Source organism: Pannonibacter sp. CBAS1226, assembly GCF_055685825.1.
In genome coordinates, this window is record NZ_JBVOUO010000001.1 from 1,497,837 (window position 1) to 1,522,385 (window position 24,549).

Genomic DNA, 24,549 nt, shown 5'->3' on the forward strand with positions numbered 1-24,549 from the left:
GCTTGCGCCGTGAAACAGATCCGGCGCGGCGGAGCCCCCCGCCGCGCCCACCTGTCAGCTTACATCTTGCACTGATCGGCGTAGGCGTCGCCATAGTCTTCAAGGAGCTTGTCCTTGGTGACGGCCACCGGCTTGCCATCCGGACCGGCAACGATGTCCAGCAGATACCAGTCATGCACCGGATGCTGGTTCGGGCCGAACTTGAACTCGCCACGCACGCTGTTGAAGTCCGCAGCGCGGACAGCTTCGCGGAACTTGGCGATATCGTCCAGGCCGCCGGTCTTGGCCAGAGCGGAGGAAATCAGCTTGGCCGTGTCATAGCCCTGAGAGGCGTAATAGGTGATGGGGCGGCCGTATTTCTTGTCCCAGGCTTCGACGAACTCAAGGTTCGCGTCGTTGGTGAAGTCACGGTTCCAGTGGGCGGTGGCAAAGATGCCAACGGCAGCGTCTCCCACCGCGTTCAGCACCACCGCATCGGTGGAGGGCTCGGACAGAACCATCGGAATGTTGCCGTTCAGGCCAGCCTGCGCATACTGCTTCAGGAAGGCGATGCCGAGGCCGCCCGGGTGGAACTGGAACACCACTTCCGGATCAGCCGCGCGGATCTGGGCCATTTCCGAGGCGAAATCGGTCTGGTCGAGCTGGGTGTAAAGCTCACCGACGATTTCACCGCCGAAGGTGCGCTTGAAGCCGTTGATGGCGTCCTTGCCGGCCTGATAGTTCGGCGCCAGCACGAAAGCCTTGTTGAAGCCGAGCTTCTTGGCTGCGGCACCGGCTGCCTCGTGCAGGGCATCATTCTGCCAGGACACGACGAAATAGTTCTCGTGGCACTCGGAACCGGCAAGGTTGGACGGGCCGGCGTTCGGGGAAATATAGATCGCGTCGTTGTTGACGATATCGGGCACGGTGGCACCGGCAACGTTGGAGAAGACAATGCCGGTGAGCAGCTTCATGCCGTCGTCGTTCATGAACTTTTCGGCGATCTGGCGGCCGTTGCCCGGCTTCAGGCCATCATCCTCGACAACCAGCTCGACCGGAACGCCGCCCAGCTTGCCGCCTTCCATTTCGATGGCCAGCAGCATGCCGTCGCGGATGTCCTGACCGAGATAGCCGCCGGGGCCGGACAGGGTCGTGATCATGCCGATTTTCAGGGGATCCTGCGCCAGGGCAGTGCCGCTCATCAGCGCAGCAATGCCCGCTGCGGCCAGAAACAGTCTCTTCTTCATCTCTTCACCCTCTGTTGTCGCCTTGCGGCAGCCAGCCGGATGCTGCCATCTTTGGTCAGCTCCAGTCTTGATCTTTTTTCCGGGACCCAGCTTGCACAGGGTCCAGAAATATTTCAAGCCTAAAACATTTACAGATTGACCCAACCTGCAGGCGGCTCCTTGCCGGGGTGGATCGTGCCGCATTTCGGGCAGGTGCGCTTGGCCTCATCCGCATAGAAGGCCTTGTAGATCGGCGGCAGGTCGTCAACGATCGACTCAAGATCCACCTCGGCCCTGTGCACCAGCGCCTTGCACTCGAAACAGTACCACTCCACCGCGTCCAGCGCGCCTTCCGGGCGGGCCGGTTCGATGACGAGGCCGATGGAGCCTTCCTGCGGGCGCTGGGGCGAGTGGCGCACATGCGGCGGCAGCAGGAACACATCCCCTTCCCGGATCGGCACGTCGTAGAACTCTTCCCCATCATAGAGCTTCAGCAGCATGTCGCCCTTCAGCTGATAGAAGAATTCCTCAACCGGATCATCGTGATAGTCGGTGCGCTTGTTCGGCCCGCCGACGACCGTGACCATCAGGTCCGCGTCCTTGAACACCATCTGGTTGCCGACCGGCGGCTTCAGCAGGTGCTTGTGCTCGTCGATCCACTTCTGGAAATTGAAGGCTTTCAATCTGGCCATTGCCGTTCTCCTCAGGGTCTTCAGACCGCTCTTGTCATTTTGGGGTAGCGGGACGCGGGATCAGGAGGCCTTGCGGGCGCCATCATCCAGCCTGAGCCCGCAGGCGTCAAATGCCGCCCGTGTGCGGGCCTTCTCGTCTTCGGTCAGTTCCAGCATGGGCGGGCGCACCCGTCCGCCGGTCTGGCCCAGCAGGTCCTGCCAGTATTTCTGGTGGGCATGGGGCTTTTCGGCAGGACGCGTGTCCTTGAGCGCCCGGCGGACCGGCTCAAGGGAATCGCGCAGCGCCCGCGCCTCTTCCGCCTTGCCTGCAAAGGCAAGATCCGTGTAGGCGCGCATCCGCCTGTCGGCGGCGGTCTGCAGCAGATAGGGCGGCGACGAGCACAGATAGAGCTGCCAGTTCAGCTCCAGAATGTTGTCGAGCCACTCCTCCTCCGAGGCGGTGGAGACGAGGATCCGGTCTCCGGCAAGCGCGGTCAGCTTTTTGTACATCTCGCGCGGCACGGAATATTTGATCGCTACCACAGTCTCGATATCCGCCAGCCGGTTGCACAGTTCCGGGCTCATCAGATAGCCGCTGTCCGGGTGGGACCAGAGCGCGATGCCGATATCCACCTTCGAGGCGATGGCCTCATAGTAGCGCAGCAGCGTCTCGTCCTGCGCCTTGAAGAAATGCAGGATGGGCGCGTGGACGACGATATAGTCCGCGCCGCAGGCCTGCGCGTGGCGGGCAAGATCAATCACCACGTCCATGTTCTGGTCCGAGCAGGACATGATCGTCTGCGCCCGCCCGCCTGCCGCCTCGACCGCCAGATCAAAGCAGCGCTTGCGCTCGTCCACGGACATGGAGAAGAACTCGCCCTGCTTTCCGGCAATGAAAAAGCCATCGATGCCAAGGTCATCGATCCAGTGGTTCATGTTGGCGCGGAAGCCGTCCTCATCGATGGACAGATCCGCCCGGAACGGCATCAGGGCCGCTGCCCAGATGCCGCGCATGGTGGCAAAAGCATGCGCCTTGGCGTCCTTGCGTGTGTATTTCATCCTCATTGCCTTTCGGGCAGATGCCCTCCGAGGGGCAAAGTTGCGCAGGACGGCTGCTTTGGCCGTCAGATCTCCATGCGGTGGGAAACGGTCTTCACGACCGTGTAATGCAGGATGCCTTCCGCCCCGCCCTCACGGCCAAAGCCGCTTTCCTTGACCCCGCCGAAGGGCGTCGCAGCCACCGAGGCTTCCAGCGTGTTGATGGACACATTGCCCGCCTCCACCTCGTCGGTGATGCGGTCCACATTGGCGGCGGAGTGGGTGAAGGCATAGGCGGCAAGGCCGTAGGGCACGCTGTTTGCCCGGGCAATCGCCTCATCCAGCGAGCGGACGGGATTGATCACCGCCAGCGGGCCGAAGGGCTCCTCCTGCATGACACGGGCATCATCGGGCACTTCCGACAGGACTGTCACGGGGTAGAAATAGCCCGGCCCGTTGGGCCGCTCTCCGCCGCACAGGAGCTTTGCCCCCTTGGCCAGCGCATCGGCCACCAGCATTTCCATCGCCTCCACCCGGCGGTGATTGGCGGTCGGCCCCATCTCGGTGTCCGGATCAAGGCCATTGCCCATCTTCACCGCCCTGGCGCGGGCAACGAAGGCGTCCCGATAGGCGCCAAAGACAGTTTCATGCGCAAAGAAACGGGTGGGCGAGGTGCAGACCTGCCCAGCATTGCGGGCCTTGCGGATGGCGGAGACCGTGCCCGCCTTCTGCGCATCCGCATCCTCGCAGATGATCACCGGCGCATGGCCGCCCAGCTCCATCAGCACCGGCTTGGCGTGGCGGGCGGCGATGCCCGTCAGATGCTTGCCCACCACCGTGGAGCCGGTGAAGGCGACAAGGCGCACCTGCGGCTTGGGGATGAGATACTCGGAAATCTGCGCCGGAACGCCGAATACAAGATTCAGCACACCGGCAGGCAGGCCCGCATCGTGGAAGGCGCAGGCAATGTGCCAGGCACCGGCAGGCGTTTCCTCTGCCGCCTTCAGGATGATGGAGCAGCCGGAAGCGAGCGCCCCTGCCACCTTGCGTGCGGGCTGGCTGAGCGGAAAATTCCAGGGCGAGAAGGCCGCCACCGTGCCGATGGGCTGGTGGTGGACGATGTAGCGGATGCCCGGTTCACTCGGGATCACCCGGCCATAGAGCCGTTCTGCCTCGCCGGCATCCCACTCGAAGAACTCCGCGCCGCGGATCACCTCCAGCCTCGCCTGCTGCAGCGGCTTGCCATGTTCGCGGGTGATATCGGCGGCGATTGTCTCGATCCGCTCGCGCAGCAGGGCCGCCGCCGTGCGGATGATCCGCGCCCGCTCCATCGGCGCGGTGCGCCGCCACACGGCAAAGCCCTTTGCTCCCGCCTCCAGCGCGTCATCCAGATCTGCCGTGGCCGCAACGGGCAGCCTACCGGTCTCTGCTTCGGTTGCCGGGTTGATCACGCGCAAGGTCTCGCCGGTCTTGCGCCATGCGCCGCCGATATAGAGCTGGAGGTCCGGATAGTCGTGCATGATGGGGCCTTCTGTTCTTTGGCTCTTTCGCCCTAGCCAGCAGACAGTGAGGCCGCAGGGCGAAGCGTGTTGAAGGCAGGATCGGCGAAAGCTGAATTATCGGCAAGACAGATTTATCTGATAAATTTATACTGAATTTCATATCAATCAGACCGGTGGCGGAGTGCCTCCATGAAAATCACCCTGAAGCAGATCCAGAGCTTTCTCGCCGTGGCGGAGGCTGGCAGCTTCTCTCTCGCCGCCAAGCGCCTCAACACCGCCCAGCCGGCATTGTCTCAGTCCGTCAAGGATCTGGAGACCGATCTTGGAGTGCGCCTGTTCGACCGCACGACCCGGCGGGTGGAGCTGACGGCGGCAGGCGAAGAGTTCCGCCATTCCTCCGCCAAGGTGCTGGAAGATCTGGAACATGCGGTGGAAGGCCTGCACATGCTGGCAGACCGGCGGCGCGGCAAGCTGCGCGTGGCGGCCCCGCCGCTTCTCGCCAGCTTCGTGCTGCCGCAGGTGATCGCCAGCTTTCAGGCATCTTCACCCGGCATTGCCGTGCAATTGTCCGATGTGGGCACCGAGCAGATCCTGGAGGCCGTGCGCAGCGGCAGGGCCGACTGCGCCGTCGGCACCTTTCCCCCGGCAGGCGATGACATCGAGCGCCAGCCGCTGGTGCGGGACAGCCTGATGCTGTTCTGCCGGGAGGACAGTGCTTTTGCCGCAAGGGACAGCGCGGTCTGGTCCGGCCTTGCCGAGGCGCCGCTGGTGACGCTGACGCGGGACTCCGGCATCCGCCTGCTGGTGGAAGTGGGCTTTGAAAGCGTGCGGATCGAGCCCCGGATCAGCTTCGAGGTGACGCAGATCACCACCGCTCTGGCGCTGGTGGAGGCAGGGCTTGGCGTTGCCGTCCTGCCCGCCTATGCGCGCGCCGCCGTGCGCGGGCCCGGCATTCGCGCGCTGCCCCTGGAAGAGCCGGTCATCACCCGCGAGATCATGCTGCTGAAATCCCGCGACCGCATGCCCACCCCTGCCGCACAGTCCTTCATCGAGCACCTGACCCGCGCCCTCAGACGGCTGGCGGCGGGATAAGGGGCTGGCCTCAGCCCCTTCCCTTCAGCTCGCCTCCTTCAGCCGGAACCGCTGAATTTTGCCAGTCTGTGTCTTTGGCAGAGCGTCCGTGAAGAGGATGCGGCGCGGGTATTTGTAGGGCGCGATGGTTGCCTTCACATGGTCCTGCAGGCGCTTGATGGTGGCAGCATCCGGCTCGACACCGGCGCTCAGCACCACATGGGCTTCCACGATCTGCCCGCGCTCCTCGTCCGGTGCGCCGATGACGGCGCATTCCAGCACGTCGGGATGGGCCAGAAGCGCGGCTTCCACATCCGGCCCTGCGATGTTGTAACCGGCGGAAATGATCATGTCGTCGTTGCGGGCGGCAAAGTGGAAGTAGCCCTGCTCGTCCTGCCAGAAGGCGTCCCCGGTGATGTTCCAGCCCTCGTGCACATAGCCGGTCTGGCGGCTGTCGGAGAGATAGCGGCAGCCGGTCGGCCCGCGCACGGCCAGACGCCCGACCTCGCCGCGCGGCATCTCGCGGCCCAGATCATCAACGATCCGCGCCTCGTAGCCGGTGACGGGACGGCCCGTGCAGGCCGGATGGCTGTCGCCGAAGCGGTTGGAAATGAAGATATGCAGCATTTCCGTGGCACCGATGCCGTCCAGCATCGGCTTGCCGGTCTTGGCCATCCACTCCTCGTAGACCGGCGCAGGTAGCGTTTCGCCCGCCGAGACGGCGGCACGCAGGCTGGACAGGTCCGCGCCCTCGTCCATGGCCTTCAGCATCACGCGGTAGGCCGTGGGGGCAGTGAAGCAGACCGTGGCACGGTATTTCTGGATGATCTCGATGAGGTTCGGCGGCGAAGCGGTTTCAAGCAGCGCAGCCGCCGCCCCAAAGCGCAGCGGGAACACGGCAAGGCCGCCAAGGCCGAAGGTGAAGGCGAGCGGCGGCGAGCCTACGAACACGTCGTCCGGCGTCACGCCCAGAACCTCGCGGGCATAGCCGTCCGCGATGATCAGGATATCGCGGTGGAAGTGCATGGTTGCCTTGGGATCACCGGTGGTGCCCGAGGTGAAGCCCAGCAGCGCCACGTCATCGCGGCCCGTCTTCACGGCTTCAAAGCGCACCGGCTTGCCCAACGCGGCCCGGTCCAGTTCCGCATCATGATTGGCGGTGCCGTCGAAACCGATCACGGTCTTCAGGTAGGCGGAGTCCTTGGCGCAGGCGACCATCTCGTCCATCAGCCGCGTGTCGCACAGGGCCACCGTGATCCCGGCCTTGTCGACGATCTTGGCCAGTTCCCCTGCACGCAGCATCGGCATGGTGTTGACCACCACGGCACCGGCCTTGGTCGCCGCCAGCCAGCAGGCCACCATGGCCGGGTTGTTGGCCGAGCGGATCAGCACCCGGTTGCCGGGCTTCACGCCATAATCCTCGACCAGCGCATGGGCGATGCGGCTCGTCCAGTCGGCCAGTTCCTTGTAGGTGCGCTGGCGGCCGTTGCCGATCAGCGCCACATGGTCTCCGAAGCCCTTTTCCACCATGCGGTCGGTCAGCTCGACGCCCGCGTTGAGGTAGTCCGGGTAGTCGAAGCCCTCAAGCTTCAGCTCCGGCCACAGCTCTACGGGCGGCAGGTTGTCCCGGGTGAATGTATCCACATGGGCACTCGGACCCAGTTTCAGCGCAGCTGTCATCATCAATCCCCTGGATGGTTGCCCGCTGTCGCGGACCTGCGGCTCTTCCATTTTGCGGAAGCGGGTTTTCCCTTGAGCCGCCTTGTCTTGTTCCTGAGCGTCGTCTTCCCGAATGTCACGATCCGCACAGGCGGATTACTCCGGCACCACGGCAGTTGCCTCGATCTCCACCAGCGCCTCGTCTTCCACGAGGCCGGCCACCTGCACCAGCGCCATGGCCGGGAAGTGCTTGCCGAGCACCTTGCGGTAGACGGCGCCCACATCGCGCAGGCTGGCGAGATAAAGCTGCTTGTCGGTGACGTACCAGGTCATCCGCACCAGATGCTCCGGCCCGGCCCCGCCCTCGCGCAGCACCTCGACGATGTTCTTCAGCGTCTGTTCCACCTGTCCGGTGAAATCCTTCGCCTCGAACTCCTGCTGGCCGTTCCAGCCGATGAGGCCGCCAAGGAAAAGCATGCGGCCGCTGGCGGCAACGCCGTTGGAATAGCCCTTGGCGGGTTTCCAGTTGCGCGGGTTCAGAAACGCGTGCGGGCTTTCGGCGGTGGAGGCATCTGCCGTTGTCTGTGTCATGTGGCCTTCCCGTCTTCCTGCGGGGCCATCCGCCCCGCTGATTGCATTCAAATTCCGGTTCGCTCAGCGCGCCTCGCCCAGCGCGGCGCGGGCGATGACGATCTTCTGCACGTCGCTGGCGCCCTCGTAGATGCGCAGGGCGCGGATCTCGCGGTAAAGGCTTTCCACGGCAAAGCCCTTGCGAACGCCATCGCCGCCATGCAGTTGCAGGGCCGTGTCGATGACGCGCTGGGCCGCTTCCGTTGCATGCAGCTTGGCCATCGCCGCCTCGCGGCTGACGCGGGCCGCGCCCATGTCCTTGGTCCAGGCAGCGCGGTAGATCAGCAGCGCCGAAGCATCCACCTCCAGCGCCATATCGGCGATATGCCCTTGCACCATCTGCAGCTCGGACAGCGGCGCACCGAAGAGCTGGCGCTGGCGCACGCGGGCCAGCGCCTCGTCGAGCGCGCGGCGGGCAAAGCCCAGCGCCGCTGCGCCGACGGTGGAGCGGAACACGTCCAGCACCGACATGGCGATCTTGAAGCCGTCGCCACGCTTGCCGATCAGCGCCGTCTCCGGCAGGCGGATGTTGTTGAAACGCAGATGCGCCAGCGGATGGGGTGCCATCACCTCGATACGCTCGACGATCTCCAGCCCCGGCGTGTCCGCAGGCAGCAGGAAGGCGGAAAGCCCCTTGGCCCCCGGCGCCTCGCCGGTGCGGGCAAACACCACATAAAGGTTAGCAATGCCGCCGTTGGAAATGTAGGTCTTCTCACCGGTCAGGATAAAGCCGCCCGGCACAGCCTCTGCCGCTGCGGTGCTGTTGGCCACATCCGAACCGGAGCCCGGCTCCGTCAGGGCAAAGGCGCTGATCGCGGTGCCGGAACGGGTGCGCTCCAGCCATATGCGCTGCTCCGCCGTGCCGAACAGGGAGACGGCGCCCATGCCCAGCCCCTGCATGGCAAAGGCAAAATCGGCAAGACCATCATGCCGGGCCAGCGTTTCACGGATGAGGCAGAGGCTGCGCACATCCAGCGTCTCGCCCTCGCCTGCCCCCGAGTGGCGCAGCCAGCCGGCCTGCCCCAGATCCCGCACCAGCGTGCGGCAGGCCTCGTCCGTGTCGGCATGGTCCACATGCAGATGTGCGGCGCACCAGGCATCCAGCGCCTCGGCCAGCTCACGGTGGCGGGCCTCGAAGAAGGGCCAGGAGAGGAAAGAGCGGTCTGCCATTTCAGTTGCCCTCGAAAACCGGCTTCTGCTTGGCGACGAAGGCATGATAGGCGCGGGCAAAATCCTGCGTCTGCATGCAGATCGCCTGCGCCTGCGCTTCCGCCTCGATGGCCTGCTCCAGCCCCATGTTCCATTCCTGGTTCAGCTGGGTCTTGGTGATGCCATGGGCAAACACAGGCCCGGAGGCGAGCCTTGCGGCCAGCGCCATGGCCTCGTCTTCCAGCTTGTCCGCCTCATGCAAGGCATTGAAGAAGCCCCAGCGCTCGCCCTCGGCGGCGCTCATGGTGCGGCCCGTGTAGAGCAGTTCCGCCGCCCGGCCCTGTCCGATGATGCGCGGCAGCATGGCGCAGGCGCCCATGTCGCAGCCCGCAAGGCCAACGCGGGTGAAAAGGAAGGCGGTCTTTGCCTCCGGTGTTGCCAGCCGCAGGTCGCTGGCCATGGCAATGATCGCCCCGGCTCCGACGCAGACGCCATCCACCGCCGCGATGATGGGTTTGCCGCAGCCGATCATCGCTTTCACCAGATCACCGGTCATGCGGGTGAAGGCAAGCAGGCCCTTCATGTCGAGCCCAACCAGCGGGCCGATGATGTCATGCACATCCCCGCCGGAACAAAAGTTGCCGCCATTGGAGGTAAAGACCACCACATCCACGTCATCGGCATAGACGAGGGCGCGGAAAGTGTCGCGCAGCTCGGCATAGCTGTCGAAGGTCAGCGGGTTCTTGCGGTCGGGACGGTTGAGGCTGACGCGCGCGATGCGGTCCTTCACCTGCCAGAGAAAGTGCCGGGGCTTCAGATCAGCCAGAGCGGTCATTGCGCGTCCTTCCCGAGTTTCTTCAATATGTCCTTGAGCGCGTCCAGATCCGCGTCCGTCAGCCTGGCGAAGAGCTGATCCACCTCCCGCTCGTGATCGGCGGCCAGCTTTTCGAACTGCGCCAGCCCCTCGTCCGTCAGCGACACATGCACCGTGCGCCGGTCCGCCTCGAAGGGCACACGGCGGACGAGGCCGTCCTTCTCCAGCCGGTCCACCACCGTGGTGGCATTGCCGTTGGAGACAAGAAGCAGGCGCGACAGTTCGCTCATGCTCAGCGGCACGCGGCGGCGGTAGAGCGCGGCCATCACGTCGAAGCGCGGCAGCGTCGTGTCATGCTCCACCCGCAGGAACTCGCGCAGATGCGCTTCCGCCATGCGGGTAACGCCGAGAATGCGGATCCAGGTCTTCAGCCGGCGCTTGGAGAGCGGCACGGAAGCTGCTTCCGTTTCCTGCACGGCTGTTCCCTTCTCTGCGCTCATACCTCGCCTCCCGAAATGGCCATCGCCTGCCCGTTCACCCCGTCAGATCCGGCAGCGCACAGATAAAGGGCCATGGCCGTCACCTCCTGCGGGGTGATGAGGCGCTTCTGCGGATTGGTGTCCGCAAGGGCGGCCATGGCGTCATCCCGGCTCTTGCCGGTCTTGGCCATGATGTTCTGAACGGAGCGTTCCGTCATCTCCGTATCGAGGAAGCCGGGGCAAATGGCGTTGACCGTCACCGGACGGCGGGCCACCTCCAGCGCCAGCGCCTTCACAAGGCCGACAACCCCGTGCTTGGCCGCCACATAGGGCGCCACATAGGGATAGCCCTTCAGACCTGCGGTGGACGCAATGGCGATGAGCCGCCCCCAGCCATCCATACGCGCAAGCCCCTCGCGGAAGGTGAGGAACACGCCGGTCAGGTTCACAGCCAGCATCGCATTCCACTGGTCCAGCGACGTGCGGCCAAAGGGGGCGCTTTCGGCAGCGCCTGCATTGGCAATCACCACATCCACCGGGCCTGCAGCCTCGAACAGCGCCTTAACGGAAACCTCGTCCGTCACGTCCGCCGTCAGCGCCCGCACGCCCGGCAGGGAAGCCGCCACCGCCTGCAGCGGCTCCGCCCTGCGGCCGGTGATGATGACCTGCGCTCCGGCAGCATGGAAGCCGCGGGCAAGATCTGCCCCCGCCCCCGTACCGCCGCCCGTGATGAGAACGCGCCGTCCTGCCACCGTCATGCCCGGATCACCTCTCCCGCAACCTTGGCGCCGTCCACCTTGGCTTTTGCCTGCCCGGCAAGGCGAAGGGCCTGATCACGCCCGGCAAGATACGGCAGCGGCCAGCTGGCCTTGCGGTCGCCCTGCTCCACCGCCGCATGCAGCGTCCAGTAGGGATCGGACAGATGCGGACGGGCAAGGCAGACCAGATCGGCACGGCCTGCCATCAGGATCGAATTCACCTGATCTGCCTCTGTGATGTTGCCCACCGCCATGGTCGCCAGACCCGCCTCGTTGCGGATGCGGTCGGAGAACGGGGTCTGGAACATGCGGCCATAGATGGGGCGTGCGTCCGTCGTCGTCTGACCGGCGGAGACGTCGATGATGTCGGCACCCGCCTCAGAGAAGGCCCGGGCGATCTCAACCGCCTCGTCCGGGGTCACGCCAGCCTCACCCACCCAGTCATTGGCCGAGATGCGCACCGACATGGGCTTATGCTCCGGCCAGACGGCACGCATGGCGCGGAAGACTTCCAGCGGATAGCGCAGACGGTTTTCAAGGCTGCCGCCATATTCATCGTCCCGAACGTTCGACACCGGCGAGATGAAGGACGACAGGAGATAGCCGTGGGCGGCATGCAGCTCGATCATGTCGAACCCGGCTCGCTCTGCCATCTTCGCCGCCTCGACGAACTGGCCGAGCACCAGATCCATATCGGCCCGGTCCATTGCCTTCGGCACCGCATTGCCCTTGGACCAGGCAATGGCGGAAGCAGAGAGCAGCGGCCAGTTGCCGTCCGGCAGCGGCGCATCCATGCCCTCCCAGCCAACCTGCGTCGAGCCCTTGCGGCCCGAATGGCCGATCTGGCAGCAAATCTTCGCTGCCGTCTCCGCATGGACGAAATCCGTCAGCCGCTTCCAGCCCGCCTCATGCTCCGGCGCATAGAGGCCGGGGCAGCCGGGGGTGATGCGCCCGTCCGCCGACACGCAGGTCATTTCGGTGAAGACGAGCCCTGCCCCGCCCTTGGCCCGCTCGGCATAGTGGATCAGATGCCAGTCGCCCGGCACCCCGTCCACCGCCTTGTACTGGGCCATGGGCGAAACGACGATGCGGTTTTCCAGCCGCATGCCGCGCAGCGTGAAGGGAGCAAACATCGGCGTGCGGCCCGGCTGGCCGCCGGCCTGCTTCTGGAACCAGTCCTCCGCCGAGCGCAGCCATTCGGGATCGCGCAGGCGCAGGTTTTCGTGGGAAATGCGCTGGGAGCGGGTGAGCAGCGAATAGTTGAACTGCACCGGATCAAGGTCCAGATAGCGCTCCACCTGCTCGAACCATTCCAGCGAATTGCGGGCGGCAGACTGCAGGCGCAGCACCTCGATGCGGCGCTCTTCCTGATAACGCTCGAAGGCCGCTTCCATACTGGCTTCGCTATGGAGATACGTCGCCAGCGCGATGGCACTGTCAAAGGCCAGCCGGGTGCCGGAGCCGATGGAGAAATGCCCCGTCGCCGCCGCATCGCCCATCAGCACCACATTGCCGTTGTACCACTTCTCGCAGATCACCCGCGGGAAGTTCATCCAGACGGCAGAGCCGCGCAGGTGCGCCGCGTTGGACATGAGCTTGTGGCCACCGAGATGCGCGGCAAACACCTTCTCGCAAGTCTCGATGGTCTCTTCCTTGGACATGTGCTCGAAGCCGAAGCGGTCCCAGGTCTCCTGCGTGCATTCGACGATCACCGTCGCCGTGTCGGCATCGAACTGATAGGCATGCACCCACATCCAGCCGTGTTCGGTCTTCTCGAAGATGAAGGTGAAGGCATCATCGAACTTCTGGTGCGTGCCGAGCCAGATGAACTTGCACAGGCGCAGGTCCACATCGGGCTTGAACACATCCGCATATTCACGCCGCACCAGCGAGTTGATGCCGTCGCTGGCGACCACGAGGTCATAATCCTTGCGGTATTCCTCAGCGGTCTTGAACTCCTGCTGGAACTCCAGCTTGATGCCCAATTCCCGCGCCCGCGCCTGCAGGATGATCAGCAGCTTCTTGCGGCCGATGCCGGCAAAGCCGTGGCCGCCGGAAACGGTGCGCACGCCATCGTGCACGACCGCAATGTCGTCCCAGTAGGAGAAGTTGGCCCGGATCTCTTCGGTGCTCTTGGGGTCATTGCGGGCCATGTTGCCCAGCGCATCATCCGACAACACCACGCCCCAGCCGAACGTATCGTTGGCCTTGTTGCGCTCCAGCACCGTGATGTCATGGGCCGCATCACGCAGCTTCATCGAGATTGCAAAATAGAGCCCCGCAGGCCCGCCTCCCAGGCACAGGATCTTCATCGCCGCAGTCCCTTCCGTTTGTCTTGTTGAGCATGAGCCTGCCACCAGCCGGAAATTATTTCAAGCTTGAAATATCGCCCTGCGAAACGAAACTTCAGGGGCGGACTGAACAGGCCGATATGCCGATCCGGGAGCCGTTTCAGCATGAAGTCTTGCCATTTGGCATTAAATATCTTATTTTATGCCAAAAGGAGCTGACCATGCTGCAGGAAATCCCCCGCACCCGCGCTGTGCCGGACGTGCCGCAGATCACCGCCGAAGAAGCGGCGGCGATGGCGCGGGCGGTGATCCGGCTGTTCGAACGCTGGCAGCTTTCCGATGCGCAGGCGCGGGAGATTCTCGGCGGCCTCCCGGCCCGCACCCATGCGCGCTGGAAGGCGGGTGAGCCGGGGCGCATCGACCGCGACCTTGCCACCCGCCTCTCCCTGCTGATGGGCATCCACAAGGGCCTGCGTTATCTCTTCACCGAAGCGGAACGCGGTTACGCCTGGGTGCGCAAGCCCAACCCGGTGTTTGGCGGGCGCACGCCGGTCGAGGTGATGGCGCAGGGCGACATATTCTCGCTGGCCCGCGTGCGCGCCTATCTCGACGCGGAGCGCGGCGGTTTCTGATGAGCGCCCTGGCCCTTACGCGGGTGGAGTGGCAGAGCGCCTTCCGCCTCATCCGCTCCATCCATCCGCCGGTTGATCTGTTCGAGGACATTGCCGACCCGCAGGACTGGGAGGCGCTTGCCTCGGCCGAATCGAAAACCAATCCGCGTATCTGGGAGCATCTCGGGCAACTGGATCTGGTGCCGCCGCACCGGCGGGTGAGCGGCCCCGGCGCCAGCTATCTGATGGCACCTTTCGTCCATGTCAGCACAGACCGGCCGGGCCGCTTCACCGATGGCACCTATGGCGTCTACAGCGCGGGCAATGCAGAGGAAGTGGCGATCCGGGAAGTCGCCCATCATCACGGCCGCACCATGCGGGCCACGCAGGAAGCGCCGGGCTGGACCTCCCAGTTCCGCATGCTCACCTGCCGCCTTGATCTTGACCTGCATGATGCAAGACCGGACGTCCGCTATCACCACCCGGATGACTATGCCCCCTCGCAGGCGCTGGGCCGGGATCTGAGAGCCTCAGGTGCCAACGGTATCCTCTACCGAAGTGTCCGCTGCGAAGGCGGAGAATGTGCCGCCATCTTCTGGCCGGACCTCATCCCCGTTCCCCTGCAAGCCGATCACTTCGACTTCCACTGGAACGGCACCACCGCCGACAAGGTGCGCAACTGCCGGACGGGAGCGATTTTCGGGCTGTGAAAGATAAAAAGAGCCGCCCCCGTAAGGCACACAAATAATTCAAGCTTGAAGCGACTGGTCTATTTTGCAACAGGGGCAAGGCAAGTGGCGCAGGGGCGGTTTTTACGCCCTTTCCCCGGTTGCTTGCCGCCTGTGGCTGCGCTAGGCAAACAGGCATGAACACGCAGATGATCCGCATGGGCTGGTGGTGGCAGGACGCTTGATTGGCGGCCTTGCGATTTCTCATGTTCTGACGTGATCGAAGTTGACCCAAAGGCCGCCGCGGCAAGACCCGCAGGCGGCCTTTGGTCTGTCTGGGGTCTGGCCGGGGGAAGGCCTGGACCTGAACTGGAGGATGGACGAATGCCGGTACCGGCTGAGCAGACTTTCAAGACCAAGGGCGGCATTGCCGTCACGCGCGGCGCACGCCCGGCCGACTATGCGGAAGGCACCTCCCGCTGGATCGACCGGCTGGACGCGGAGCGCGGCGCGGTCCTCTCCTCCTCCTATGAATATCCGGGCCGCTACACCCGCTGGGACATGGCGCTGGTCAATCCGCCGCTGGTGCTGGAATCGGCCGGGCGCAACGTGGAAATCCGCGCCCTCAACGCCCGTGGCCTCGTTCTGCTGCCGGCCATTGCCGGGGTGCTGGCGAGCCATCCGGACGTGGAGGACTTCGCTGCCAGTGAGGGCCGCATGACCCTGACGGTGCGCAAGCCCGCCGCCCCCTTCCGCGAGGAAGACCGCTCGCGTCAGGCCTCCACCTTCTCCGTGGTGCGGACCATCAAGGAACTCTTCGCCTGCGATGACGATCAGCTCGGCCTTTACGGTGCCTTCGGCTATGATCTGGCCTTCCAGTTCGAGCCGATCGAGCTGAAGCTGAAGCGCCCCGAGGACCAGCGCGATCTGGTGTTGTTCCTGCCCGACGAAATCCTCATCGTCGACCACCATGGCCGCCGCGCCTATGTGCTGGAATATGACTTCGAGGTGGATGGCAAGCGCACCCACGGCCTGCCGCGTGATGGGGAGAAGCAGGCCTACCGGCCGGCCAATGAAGATCCGGGCCGGGGCGACCATGAACCGGGCGAATATGCGAAGATCGTGGACCGGGCCAAGGCGTATTTCCGCCGGGGCGACCTTTTCGAAACCGTGCCGGGCCAGACCTTCTACGAGCCCTGCGCCAATCCGCCTTCGGCCGTCTCCCGCCGCCTGCAGCAGATCAACCCCTCGCCCTATTCCTTCTTCATCAACCTCGGCAATGCGGAATATCTCGTCGGCGCCTCGCCGGAGATGTATGTGCGCGTCACCGGCGGGCGGCGGGTGGAAACCTGCCCCATCTCCGGCACCATCCGGCGCGGCAAGAATGCCATCGAGGATGAGGCGCAGATCCGCAAGCTGCTGAATTCCGCCAAGGACGAAGCCGAGTTGACCATGTGCTCGGACGTGGACCGCAACGACAAGAGCCGCGTCTGCGTGCCCGGCTCGGTCAAGGTCATCGGCCGCCGCCAGATCGAGATGTATTCCCGCCTGATCCACACGGTGGATCATATCGAGGGCATCCTGCGCGAGGACATGGACGCGCTCGACGCCTTCCTTTCCCACGCCTGGGCCGTCACCGTGACCGGTGCGCCGAAGCGCTGGGCGATGGAGTTCATCGAGAACAACGAGAAGAGCTCCCGCGCCTGGTATGGCGGGGCCATCGGTGCGGTGCTGTTCAACGGCGACATGAACACCGGCCTCACCCTGCGCACCGTGCGCATCAAGGACGGCGTTGCCCAGATCCGCGCCGGTGCCACGCTGCTCTATGACAGCATTCCGGAAGACGAAGAGGCCGAGACCGAGCTGAAGGCCGAAGCCATGCGCGCCGCCGTGCGCGAGGCGGGGCTGGCCGTGAAGGCCACGGAAACCGTGCGCGAGAAGAAGCCCGGTGCGGGCCTCAAGATCCTGCTGGTGGACCATGAGGACAGTTTCGTCCATACGCTGGCCAACTACTTCCGCCAGACAGGGGCCGATGTGGTCACCTACCGCACGCCCGTTGCCGACCACGTGTTCCATGACGTGAACCCGGATCTGGTGGTGCTCTCCCCCGGTCCCGGCAGCCCGAAGGACTTCGACTGCGCCGCCACCATCGGCCGTGCCCGCGCGCGCGGACTGCCGCTGTTCGGCGTCTGCCTCGGCCTTCAGGCTCTGGCCGAAGGGCTGGGCGGCGAACTTGGCCAGCTCGACGTGCCGATGCACGGCAAACCCTCGCCCATCAGCCTCACCGGCAATTCGGTTCTGTTTGAAGGCTTAAGCTCGCCGGTCACGGTCGGCCGCTACCACTCGCTGTTTGCGAAAAAGGACAAGCTGCCCGCAGACTTCCGCATCACGGCGGAGACGGAAGACGGGGTCATCATGGCCATCGAACACACCAGCGAGCCGATCGCCGCCGTCCAGTTCCACCCGGAAAGCATCATGTCCCTCGACCAGGACGCCGGCCACCGCATCATCGAGAACGTGGTGACCCGCCTGGTGAAGACGCGGCGGGCGTAAAGTGCGATCCCCCGGTGCAGAACCTGTGCCGGGGGATATTCCAAGGCTTGGCTCCAAGCTCCTCAAACACCAGCCTTCTTCAGCACCTTGCGGAATTTTGCCGCCACCTTGCCGAAGCCCTCATCCGTGCCGTGGATCTCATCGATCCAGTCCGTTACATCCGGCATGGCGCCCCGGCAGTCGACAAGCCAGACCCCTGTCTGCTTGGGGTCACCCGCCACACGCTCCAGCATGTCGTAGAGCGCATCCACCAGAAACTTGATGATGTTGCGCCTCAGGGCATCGTCCACGATGCCGCGCGCATCCAGCGGTTCGCCAAGCCATTCATCCCGCTTTGCATGCTTTGGCTTGCGCGGGTCCTTTTTCTGCTTCAGTTCCGGATAGGCATGGTCATAGCCGTGAATGAAGACCGGCAGCGTCTTGAACTCCGTATACTGGCGGATGTTGGTGATCACATCCCGGTAGGCTCTTTCAAGGAAGGCCAGCTTTTCGCCAAGCACCGCCATGTTGATGTGCCCGGGCACATCTTTCGCGTTGCTGTTGAACGGCTTCAGAATGTCATGCAGCGCCGCCTTCCCCGTCGCCGGATCCTCGCCGATAATGTCATTTCCCGCGGCAGAAAACAGGAAGCCCTTCACGTTGTCCTTGTATTGCCAGAGAGCGGCCAGATATTCGTTCCCGCCCTTGCCCGCGGGACCATAGACCATGTTTTCCGCAGTATCTCCGGCGGCGGCAACGGAATAGATCAGGTAATCCTTGCCCAGATGATCGACGACATCCTTCACAAGCAAGGGAAACTGGTGCCAGCTATCTCCCTCTTCAACGAGAACGGGCAGCTTTTCACCCGAGTTGAACCGGTTGCGGAACCGGACCCAGCGCCGCCAGCGCTCCAGGTTGTTGCCGATGCCAAGGGCACTTTCCAACTCTGCCTGTTCAGGCTGTATATCGACCTTTTTCGGGTCCGGAATAATGGCGAAATCCAGACCGTGATGCCGTGCCCGAACCTTGGCAACAGCCAGAATTTCCTCATCCGTAGACTCCGGATCAAGAAGAATGTCCAGATACTCAGCGTAGCTGATTTTCTCTGGCATGACCTGCCCCCTTTTCTTATTCCCCTACGTTAACTATACCTTAAATTGCATACCGGTCAACGCACCAGTTGATATAGGGGAGCGTCATGCGGGAAGAAGGCACCATCACACTTTCTGAACTGGGGGATGAGCTTGCAGAAGCAGCTGCAGGGCGCGTCCAGAAGAACCTGCGCAACCTGCGCAGAGCGCTCAAATATGCAAGCCAGGGCCTTGTCTCGCCGACAGAAACGAAGGCGCGTATTGAACGCTATCTGCAAGGACAAAGCCGCCCGCCAGAGCGCCAGCGAGCCCTGATTGAAGGGCATGACGATCTGGGCAAGGAAGCGCTGATCGGCACCAGCGACCTGTTGTCGGTCGAGTTTCTGGAGGCCGGACAACTTGCCGCCAGAGCCGTTGCCTGCATTCAGATCGCAGGCGGAGCCATCAGCGGGACGGGCTTCCTGGCCGGGCCCGGCCTGCTGCTCACCAATCAGCATGTTCTGGAAACACCGACCATGGCCGCTGCGGCGACGGCAGTATTTGGCCATGAGGAGCAAAAATTCGGCATTCCCTCAGCGACCAGCGAATATGCGCTTGATCCAGGCACGTTCTGGCTTGCCAACAGAGAGCATGACTTTGCGCTCGTGGCCGTTGCTCCGGTCGGCGACACCGGCGTTCCCTTGACGGACTTTGGCTGGCATCCTCTGCTGGACGAAGGCAAGATCCTTGAGGGCCATCCGGTCAGCGTGATCCAGCATCCGCAGGGACGGCCGAAATGCATCGCCCTGCACAACAGCTATTTCCTGCTGCTGGGAAAGACGGACGATGAGGATCGGTTCTGCTGGTATACAGCTGATACTGAAAGAGGAAGCTCCGGCGCGCCTGTCTTCAGCCGCGACTGGCAAGTCGTAGCGCTGCATCACAAGGCCGTGCCGAAGACCAATGAGGATGGGGAGATCCTCGACCGTCTGGGCAAGCCCATGCCGCGTGCTGAATACGAGCGCTATCCCGACCGGGCAGACCATGTTGCCAACGAGGGCATCCGGGCATCCCGCCTCCGGCGGTTCATCGCCAGTGCCCCGCTGGAGGTTTCCGCACACGCGGCCCTGCGGGATCAACTCGTCGCCCACTGGGACAGTCCACAAGCCCGCTCCTTACGGGCGCGTTTTCCAGCGCTCTGAACCGTTCCGGATGCCCGTCAGCACTGGATCTGGAGCAGCCAGCTCCTCACCGCCGCCAGGTCTTCACCGCCGCCAGGTCTTCACCGCTGACAGCATCAGGCTGGTTTCGGTGGCGGAGACGCCTTCGATGAGGCGGATGCGGTGGAGGGCGGCGTCGAAGGAGGCGAGATCCGGGGTGGCGAGCTCGATCACCAGATCCCAGCGGCCATTGGTGGTGTGGATCGAGCGGGCTTCCGGCATGCCGCTGAGGCGGCGGATCACCGCATCGGCCCGCTTGCCCTCGATGGCCAGCATCATCATGGCGCGGATCGGCAGGTCCTGCCCCTCGTTGCGCAGAACGGCGGTGAAGCCCTGAATCTCGCCGCTTTCCACCAGCCGCGACAGGCGCGCCCGCACGGTGGCGCGGGAGAGTTTCAGGTCCAGCGCCAGATCCGAGATCGAGCGGCGGCCATCCGCCCTGAGGGCTGCGATCAGCGCCAAGTCTGTATCGTCCAGCATGCGGCATCCTTCCAGTTTGGGAAGTTCAGCTTATCACTCTGGATAGCCTGCTGCCCAGAGTGCACAATTTTTTGTCTTCAGACTGCCATCTGATGGCTGCACTCTGGAAGAGATGCAGATCCGCAGTGAAGGAGGCCGAGGGATGACGCAGATTGCGCTTGTGGGAGCACCGGTGGAAGCAGGCGCAGGGCGCAGGGGCTGTCTGATGGGACCGGCCGCCTATCGCACCGCGGGCCTTCAGGAGGAGCTGGAAGCGCTCGGCCTTGTTGTGGAGGACCACGGCGACGTTGCGCCGGATCAGGCGCTCGACGTTCCGGACACGGACCCGAAGCTGAAGAACCTGCGCGCCGTTGCCGGCTGGACGCGGGCGCTTTACCGCAAGGCCCGGTCTTTGGCGGCGGGGCCGCAGATGCCCATCTACATGGGCGGCGACCATGCGCTGGCTCTTGGCACCCTCGCCGGGCACGCAGCCCATGCGGCCGGTGCCGGGAGGCCGCAATTCGTGCTGTGGCTCGACGCCCATTCCGACATCAACACCTTCGAAAGCACGGTCAGCGGCAATCTGCACGGCACGCCGGTTGCCTTTGCCTGCGGCCTGCCGGGCTTTGACGTGCTGCTGGGTGAGAAGCTGAACACGCCTATATCGCCGGGCAACCTCTGCCTGCTCGGTCTGCGCTCGGTCGATCCGCCGGAACGGGCGCTGATCCGGGAATTCGGCATCACCGCCCATGACATGCGGGCCATTGACGAGAACGGCATCGCCCGCCTGCTGGAGCCGTTTCTGGAGCGCTGCGCCCGCGCCAACGGCTTCCTGCATGTGAGCCTTGATGTGGATTTCATCGACCCGGACATTGCCCCGGCGGTCGGCACCACCGTGCCGGGCGGCGTCACCTTCCGCGAGGCGCATCTGGTGATGGAGATGCTGCATGACAGCGGCCTCGTCACCTCGCTGGATCTGGTGGAACTGAACCCCTTTCTCGATGACCGGGGCCGCACCGCCCGGCTGATGGTGGACCTGACCGCGAGCCTCTTCGGACGGCGCGTCATGGACCGCCCGACCCGCAGCTACTGAACGGGAGCCAGAAAATGACCACCACCGCCAGCCATCCGGCACAGAATGCCCCCTCGCCTCTCGCACTGGTACCCTTCGTCAGCGTCGGCAACATGATGCGCATTCTGAATGCGGTGGGCGTCGAAGCCTTCATCGAAGGGCTTGCGGCTGTGATCGAGGAGGATTTCCGACGCTGGCCGCTGTTCGACAAGACGCCGCGCGTCGCCTCCCATTCGAGGGAAGGCGTCATCGAACTGATGCCTGCGTCCGACGGCGTTGCCTATGGCTTCAAATATGTGAACGGACATCCGAAGAACACCCGCACCGGCCGCCAGACCGTAACCGCCTTTGGCGTGCTCGCAGAGGTGGAGACGGGCTATCCCGTGCTCCTGTCGGAGATGACGATCCTCACCGCCCTGCGCACCGCCGCCATGTCGGCGCTGGCGGCAAAATATCTGGCCCCGGCAGATGCGCGGTCCATGGCGATCATCGGCAATGGCGCGCAGTCGGAGTTTCAGGCGCTTGCCTTCCGCAAGCTTCTGGGTGTGGACCGCTTGCGGCTCTATGATATCGACCCGGCGGCCAGCCGCCGCTGCGCCCGCAATCTTGAAGGCTTCGGCTTCGACGTCACCGTCTGCTCCAGCGCCGAAGAAGCGGTTGAAGGTGTTGCCATCATCACCACGGTGACGGCAGACAAGCAGCGGGCGACCATCCTCACCGACAACATGGTGGCCAGCGGCCAGCACATCAACGCGGTGGGCGGCGACTGCCCCGGCAAGACGGAACTCCACCGGGATATCCTGCTGCGCTCGTCCATCTTTGTCGAATATACGCCCCAGACCCGCATCGAGGGCGAGATCCAGCAGCTTGCGGCAGATCATCCGGTCACAGAACTGTGGCAGGTGATTGCCGGAGACGCGCCGGGCCGCCGGTCGGCGCTGGAAACGACGCTGTTCGATTCCGTCGGCTTTGCGGTGGAGGATTTCTCTGCCCTGCGTTATCTGCGCGGGCTTTTGAAGGATCTGCCCTATTGCGAAATGCTCGATCTTCTGGCGGACCCGGATGATCCGCGGGATCTGTTCGGCATGGTCCTGCGCGCCAGTTCCTCTGGCTGACGGATCCAGCGCGGGAAATATCATGCAACGGGACAAGGGATGTCAGATCCGGTCAGCACTGAGTCGGATCAGCATCCGTATCAAGCCCGTTCCCACACCCTAAGCTCAACCTGGGCGCGATATTTTCCAGATAAAGTTTCAAATTCAAGAAACAAACTTCTCATGATGCGAAGGTCTTTTCGCTGTAGGCGATATAAACATTTATCACCCTTAGTAATACAATTCAAAAAACCTACATTTCCTTCTCTATCAAAGATTTTTACGTGACAAGAGTGCAGCCTATGACATACCAAAGTTGCGTATCAGAGACATAGCTGCTTACCAGTCCTGCAGGAACCGGCGGAAGCCCCCATGCAACGCAACGTGATTATTGAATTGATGAGCATGATCGCCGGCTTCTTCGGCGGCATCGTCATTTCTTACATTTTCGGCTGGGGCCTTCTGTTCGGCATGCTTGTGACGGTAAGCCTCGGCGTTTTTGGCGATTGGCTCTACGGCCGCAAGGCGCGGGGGCGCGAGGCGCGCAGCCGCCGGAACTGAGGGCCGGTGCCTTGAACTGGCCAAAAGAAAAAGCCGCCGGCAGAACCGGCGGCTTTGTCATTTGGTGGCCATGCAGCCAGCTTACTTGCGTGTCAGTTGGTCCACATCACGCACGGCGCCGCGGGCGGCGGAGGTGGTGAGGGCGGCATAGGCCTTGAGGGCTGCCGAAACCTTGCGGGTGCGCGGCTTTTCCGGCTTCCAGGCGTCAGCGCCTTTTGCTTCCATCTTCGCCCGGCGTTCGGCCAGCACTTCGTCGCTCACATCCACGCGGATGATGCGGTTCGGGATGTCGATGACGATCGGATCGCCATGCTCCACCAGACCGATCGCGCCGCCTTCCGCCGCTTCCGGGGACGCATGGCCGATGGACAAGCCCGAGGTGCCGCCGGAGAAACGGCCATCGGTGATGAGCGCGCAGGCCTTGCCGAGGCCCTTGGACTTCAGGTAGCTCGTCGGATAGAGCATTTCCTGCATGCCGGGGCCACCCTTCGGGCCTTCGTAACGGATGACCACCACATCGCCTGCCTTGACCTTGCCGGTGAGAATGTCGCTCACCGCCTGATCCTGGCTTTCGCAGATATAGGCCGGGCCGGAGAACTTCAGGATGCTCTCGTCCACGCCCGCCGTCTTCACGATGCAGCCATCCAGCGCGATGTTGCCGAAGAGCACGGCAAGGCCACCATCCTTCGAGAAGGCATGTTCGGCCGAGCGGATGACGCCGGTCTTGCGGTCGGTATCGACGCCTTCGCTGTAGCGGCGCGACTGGGAGAAAGCTTCCTGCGTCGGCACGCCGCCGGGGGCCGCGGAATAGAACGTATGCACCGCTTCGCTCGAGGTGCGCACCACGTCCCAGCGGTCCAGCGCATCCTTCATGCTGGCGGCATGAACCACCGGCAGCGAGGTGTCGATGAGGCCGGCACGGTCCAGTTCGCCCAGAATGCCCATGATGCCGCCAGCGCGATGCACGTCTTCCATGTGCACATCCGGCACGGAAGGCGCGACCTTGCAGAGCACCGGCACGCGGCGCGACAGCCGGTCGATATCGGTCATGGTGAAATTCACGTCGCCCTCATAGGCGGCGGCAAGAAGATGCAGAACCGTGTTGGTGGACCCGCCCATGGCGATGTCCAGCGTCATGGCATTCTCGAAGGCCTTGAACGAGGCGATGCTGCGCGGCAGCACGCTTTCGTCGTCCTGCTCGTAGTAGCGGCGGGCGAGATCGACGATCAGGTGGCCTGCTTCCACGAACAGGCGCTTGCGGTCGGCGTGGGTGGCCAGCGTCGAGCCATTGCCCGGCAGCGCGAGGCCCAGCGCCTCGGTGAGGCAGTTCATCGAGTTGGCGGTGAACATGCCCGAGCAGGAGCCGCAGGTGGGGCATGCGGAGCGCTCGATCACCTTCACGTCCTCTTCGGACACGCGGTCATCGGCTGCTGCCACCATGGCGTCCACCAGATCCAGCGCCTTGGTGGTGCCGTCGGCCAGCACCGCCTTGCCCGCTTCCATCGGGCCGCCGGAGACGAAGACCACCGGGATGTTGAGGCGCATGGCGGCCATCAGCATGCCCGGGGTGATCTTGTCGCAGTTGGAAATGCAGACCAGCGCATCGGCGCAATGGGCGTTGACCATATACTCGACCGCATCGGCGATGATCTCGCGCGAGGGCAGCGAATAGAGCATGCCGTCATGGCCCATGGCGATGCCGTCATCCACCGCGATGGTGTTGAATTCCTTGGCAACACCGCCTGCCTTCTCGACCTCGCGGGCGACAAGCTGGCCAAGGTCCTTCAGGTGCACATGGCCCGGAACGAACTGGGTGAAGGAGTTGGCAATGGCGATGATCGGCTTGCCGAAATCGCCGTCCTTCATGCCCGTGGCGCGCCACAGGCCGCGCGCGCCGGCCATGTTGCGGCCGTGGGTGGAGGTTCTGGAACGATAGGCGGGCATCTGGAACTCCCTGGGATTGTCCTATTGGCGGTCTCTTTGTCCGCCTCACGC

General features: G+C 63.9%; 22 protein-coding genes. 8 read left to right on the forward strand and 14 right to left on the reverse strand.

Annotation, left to right across the window (positions count from 1 at the left end; translation table 11 throughout):
• Nucleotides 1-59: 59 nt before the first annotated feature.
• From AC0CMF_RS06875 to AC0CMF_RS06890, 4 genes are all read right to left on the reverse strand, one after another.
• The gene (locus AC0CMF_RS06875; protein ID WP_050471276.1) at nt 60-1,226 is read right to left on the reverse strand and encodes an ABC transporter substrate-binding protein; all 1,167 of its coding nucleotides are present in this window, start codon (nt 1,224-1,226) and stop codon (nt 60-62) included.
• A gap of 128 nt (nt 1,227-1,354) precedes the next feature.
• On the reverse strand, nt 1,355-1,897 hold the full coding sequence (locus AC0CMF_RS06880) for a 3-hydroxyanthranilate 3,4-dioxygenase (protein WP_019962580.1): 543 nt from the start codon (nt 1,895-1,897) through the stop codon (nt 1,355-1,357).
• A gap of 60 nt (nt 1,898-1,957) precedes the next feature.
• Nucleotides 1,958-2,935 (reverse strand): dihydrodipicolinate synthase family protein, encoded by a 978-nt coding sequence (locus AC0CMF_RS06885; protein ID WP_374630096.1) that lies wholly within the window; start codon nt 2,933-2,935, stop codon nt 1,958-1,960.
• A 65-nt stretch (nt 2,936-3,000) separates the two neighbouring features.
• Nucleotides 3,001-4,434, reverse strand: coding sequence for an NAD-dependent succinate-semialdehyde dehydrogenase (locus tag AC0CMF_RS06890; RefSeq protein ID WP_374630097.1), 1,434 nt, complete (start codon nt 4,432-4,434; stop codon nt 3,001-3,003).
• 171 nt (nt 4,435-4,605) lie between these two features.
• Between AC0CMF_RS06890 and AC0CMF_RS06895 the strand changes: the two genes are divergently transcribed.
• A complete protein-coding gene (locus AC0CMF_RS06895; RefSeq protein WP_374630098.1) occupies nt 4,606-5,508 on the forward strand; it encodes a LysR family transcriptional regulator in 903 nt (300 codons plus the stop codon).
• A 24-nt stretch (nt 5,509-5,532) separates the two neighbouring features.
• On the opposite strand, the gene AC0CMF_RS06900 is transcribed toward AC0CMF_RS06895, so the two are convergent.
• The 7 genes from AC0CMF_RS06900 to AC0CMF_RS06930 form a co-directional block, all read right to left on the reverse strand.
• Nucleotides 5,533-7,167, reverse strand: a complete 1,635-nt coding sequence (locus AC0CMF_RS06900) for an AMP-binding protein (protein WP_374630099.1) — start codon at nt 7,165-7,167, stop codon at nt 5,533-5,535.
• Nucleotides 7,168-7,302: 135 nt separating this feature from the next.
• A complete protein-coding gene (locus AC0CMF_RS06905) occupies nt 7,303-7,737 on the reverse strand; it encodes a RidA family protein (RefSeq protein WP_019962585.1) in 435 nt (144 codons plus the stop codon).
• 63 nt (nt 7,738-7,800) lie between these two features.
• Nucleotides 7,801-8,946, reverse strand: a complete 1,146-nt coding sequence (locus AC0CMF_RS06910) for an acyl-CoA dehydrogenase family protein (RefSeq protein ID WP_123193957.1) — start codon at nt 8,944-8,946, stop codon at nt 7,801-7,803.
• A 1-nt stretch (nt 8,947) separates the two neighbouring features.
• Nucleotides 8,948-9,760 carry an enoyl-CoA hydratase family protein gene (locus AC0CMF_RS06915; protein ID WP_123193956.1) on the reverse strand — a complete coding sequence of 271 codons (813 nt, stop codon included), beginning with the start codon at nt 9,758-9,760 and terminating at the stop codon, nt 8,948-8,950.
• Entirely contained in the window at nt 9,757-10,239 is a 483-nt protein-coding gene (locus tag AC0CMF_RS06920) for a MarR family winged helix-turn-helix transcriptional regulator (protein ID WP_058900246.1), read from the reverse strand. Before AC0CMF_RS06920 ends, AC0CMF_RS06915 begins: the two co-directional genes overlap by 4 nt.
• Nucleotides 10,236-10,976 (reverse strand): SDR family NAD(P)-dependent oxidoreductase, encoded by a 741-nt coding sequence (locus AC0CMF_RS06925; RefSeq protein WP_374630100.1) that lies wholly within the window; start codon nt 10,974-10,976, stop codon nt 10,236-10,238. The genes AC0CMF_RS06920 and AC0CMF_RS06925 overlap by 4 nt, the downstream gene beginning before the upstream one ends.
• Nucleotides 10,973-13,288 (reverse strand): bifunctional salicylyl-CoA 5-hydroxylase/oxidoreductase, encoded by a 2,316-nt coding sequence (locus AC0CMF_RS06930; RefSeq protein WP_374630101.1) that lies wholly within the window; start codon nt 13,286-13,288, stop codon nt 10,973-10,975. The genes AC0CMF_RS06925 and AC0CMF_RS06930 overlap by 4 nt, the downstream gene beginning before the upstream one ends.
• A 200-nt stretch (nt 13,289-13,488) precedes the next feature.
• On the opposite strand from AC0CMF_RS06930, the gene AC0CMF_RS06935 reads away from it, so the two are divergent.
• The 3 genes from AC0CMF_RS06935 to AC0CMF_RS06945 all read left to right on the forward strand — a co-directional run bounded on the left by AC0CMF_RS06935 (nt 13,489) and on the right by AC0CMF_RS06945 (nt 17,099).
• Nucleotides 13,489-13,899 carry an MbcA/ParS/Xre antitoxin family protein gene (locus tag AC0CMF_RS06935; RefSeq protein WP_058900249.1) on the forward strand — a complete coding sequence of 137 codons (411 nt, stop codon included), beginning with the start codon at nt 13,489-13,491 and terminating at the stop codon, nt 13,897-13,899.
• Complete coding sequence (locus AC0CMF_RS06940) at nt 13,899-14,588, forward strand: RES family NAD+ phosphorylase (RefSeq protein WP_374630102.1); 690 nt, start codon at nt 13,899-13,901, stop codon at nt 14,586-14,588. The genes AC0CMF_RS06935 and AC0CMF_RS06940 overlap by 1 nt, the downstream gene beginning before the upstream one ends.
• A 342-nt stretch (nt 14,589-14,930) precedes the next feature.
• Nucleotides 14,931-17,099, forward strand: a complete 2,169-nt coding sequence (locus tag AC0CMF_RS06945) for an anthranilate synthase (protein WP_374630103.1) — start codon at nt 14,931-14,933, stop codon at nt 17,097-17,099.
• A gap of 62 nt (nt 17,100-17,161) precedes the next feature.
• Here the strand turns inward: AC0CMF_RS06945 and AC0CMF_RS06950 are convergent, their stop codons facing one another.
• The gene (locus AC0CMF_RS06950; protein ID WP_374630104.1) at nt 17,162-18,190 is read right to left on the reverse strand and encodes a hypothetical protein; all 1,029 of its coding nucleotides are present in this window, start codon (nt 18,188-18,190) and stop codon (nt 17,162-17,164) included.
• Nucleotides 18,191-18,276: 86 nt separating this feature from the next.
• Between AC0CMF_RS06950 and AC0CMF_RS06955 the strand changes: the two genes are divergently transcribed.
• A complete protein-coding gene (locus AC0CMF_RS06955) occupies nt 18,277-19,350 on the forward strand; it encodes a trypsin-like serine peptidase (RefSeq protein WP_374630105.1) in 1,074 nt (357 codons plus the stop codon).
• Nucleotides 19,351-19,413: 63 nt separating this feature from the next.
• Here AC0CMF_RS06955 and AC0CMF_RS06960 read toward each other — a convergent pair whose 3' ends face one another.
• Nucleotides 19,414-19,845 (reverse strand): Lrp/AsnC family transcriptional regulator, encoded by a 432-nt coding sequence (locus AC0CMF_RS06960; protein WP_050471403.1) that lies wholly within the window; start codon nt 19,843-19,845, stop codon nt 19,414-19,416.
• Between the two features lie 145 nt (nt 19,846-19,990).
• Here AC0CMF_RS06960 and rocF point away from each other — a divergent pair, with 145 nt between their 5' ends.
• The 3 genes from rocF to AC0CMF_RS06975 all read left to right on the forward strand — a co-directional run bounded on the left by rocF (nt 19,991) and on the right by AC0CMF_RS06975 (nt 22,554).
• A complete protein-coding gene (rocF, locus tag AC0CMF_RS06965; protein ID WP_374630106.1) occupies nt 19,991-20,920 on the forward strand; it encodes an arginase in 930 nt (309 codons plus the stop codon).
• Nucleotides 20,921-20,934: 14 nt separating this feature from the next.
• Nucleotides 20,935-22,014, forward strand: a complete 1,080-nt coding sequence (locus tag AC0CMF_RS06970) for an ornithine cyclodeaminase (RefSeq protein WP_058900254.1) — start codon at nt 20,935-20,937, stop codon at nt 22,012-22,014.
• 351 nt (nt 22,015-22,365) lie between these two features.
• The gene (locus tag AC0CMF_RS06975) at nt 22,366-22,554 is read left to right on the forward strand and encodes a hypothetical protein (RefSeq protein WP_050471259.1); all 189 of its coding nucleotides are present in this window, start codon (nt 22,366-22,368) and stop codon (nt 22,552-22,554) included.
• Between the two features lie 81 nt (nt 22,555-22,635).
• Here AC0CMF_RS06975 and ilvD read toward each other — a convergent pair whose 3' ends face one another.
• The gene (ilvD, locus tag AC0CMF_RS06980; RefSeq protein ID WP_123193946.1) at nt 22,636-24,498 is read right to left on the reverse strand and encodes a dihydroxy-acid dehydratase; all 1,863 of its coding nucleotides are present in this window, start codon (nt 24,496-24,498) and stop codon (nt 22,636-22,638) included.
• Between the last annotated feature and the right edge of the window lie 51 nt (nt 24,499-24,549).

Bases quoted from the DNA above. Each gene is read 5' to 3' on its own strand.
- AC0CMF_RS06875 (WP_050471276.1), bottom strand. From the start codon at position 1,226: ATGAAGAAGAGACTGTTTCTGGCCGCAGCGGGCATTGCTGCGCTGATG.
- AC0CMF_RS06880 (WP_019962580.1), bottom strand. From the start codon at position 1,897: ATGGCCAGATTGAAAGCCTTCAATTTCCAGAAGTGGATCGACGAGCAC.
- AC0CMF_RS06885 (WP_374630096.1), bottom strand. From the start codon at position 2,935: ATGAAATACACACGCAAGGACGCCAAGGCGCATGCTTTTGCCACCATG.
- AC0CMF_RS06890 (WP_374630097.1), bottom strand. From the start codon at position 4,434: ATGCACGACTATCCGGACCTCCAGCTCTATATCGGCGGCGCATGGCGC.
- AC0CMF_RS06895 (WP_374630098.1), top strand. From the start codon at position 4,606: ATGAAAATCACCCTGAAGCAGATCCAGAGCTTTCTCGCCGTGGCGGAG.
- AC0CMF_RS06900 (WP_374630099.1), bottom strand. From the start codon at position 7,167: ATGACAGCTGCGCTGAAACTGGGTCCGAGTGCCCATGTGGATACATTC.
- AC0CMF_RS06905 (WP_019962585.1), bottom strand. From the start codon at position 7,737: ATGACACAGACAACGGCAGATGCCTCCACCGCCGAAAGCCCGCACGCG.
- AC0CMF_RS06910 (WP_123193957.1), bottom strand. From the start codon at position 8,946: ATGGCAGACCGCTCTTTCCTCTCCTGGCCCTTCTTCGAGGCCCGCCAC.
- AC0CMF_RS06915 (WP_123193956.1), bottom strand. From the start codon at position 9,760: ATGACCGCTCTGGCTGATCTGAAGCCCCGGCACTTTCTCTGGCAGGTG.
- AC0CMF_RS06920 (WP_058900246.1), bottom strand. From the start codon at position 10,239: ATGAGCGCAGAGAAGGGAACAGCCGTGCAGGAAACGGAAGCAGCTTCC.
- AC0CMF_RS06925 (WP_374630100.1), bottom strand. From the start codon at position 10,976: ATGACGGTGGCAGGACGGCGCGTTCTCATCACGGGCGGCGGTACGGGG.
- AC0CMF_RS06930 (WP_374630101.1), bottom strand. From the start codon at position 13,288: ATGAAGATCCTGTGCCTGGGAGGCGGGCCTGCGGGGCTCTATTTTGCA.
- AC0CMF_RS06935 (WP_058900249.1), top strand. From the start codon at position 13,489: ATGCTGCAGGAAATCCCCCGCACCCGCGCTGTGCCGGACGTGCCGCAG.
- AC0CMF_RS06940 (WP_374630102.1), top strand. From the start codon at position 13,899: ATGAGCGCCCTGGCCCTTACGCGGGTGGAGTGGCAGAGCGCCTTCCGC.
- AC0CMF_RS06945 (WP_374630103.1), top strand. From the start codon at position 14,931: ATGCCGGTACCGGCTGAGCAGACTTTCAAGACCAAGGGCGGCATTGCC.
- AC0CMF_RS06950 (WP_374630104.1), bottom strand. From the start codon at position 18,190: ATGCCAGAGAAAATCAGCTACGCTGAGTATCTGGACATTCTTCTTGAT.
- AC0CMF_RS06955 (WP_374630105.1), top strand. From the start codon at position 18,277: ATGCGGGAAGAAGGCACCATCACACTTTCTGAACTGGGGGATGAGCTT.
- rocF (WP_374630106.1), top strand. From the start codon at position 19,991: ATGACGCAGATTGCGCTTGTGGGAGCACCGGTGGAAGCAGGCGCAGGG.
- AC0CMF_RS06970 (WP_058900254.1), top strand. From the start codon at position 20,935: ATGACCACCACCGCCAGCCATCCGGCACAGAATGCCCCCTCGCCTCTC.
- AC0CMF_RS06975 (WP_050471259.1), top strand. From the start codon at position 22,366: ATGCAACGCAACGTGATTATTGAATTGATGAGCATGATCGCCGGCTTC.
- ilvD (WP_123193946.1), bottom strand. From the start codon at position 24,498: ATGCCCGCCTATCGTTCCAGAACCTCCACCCACGGCCGCAACATGGCC.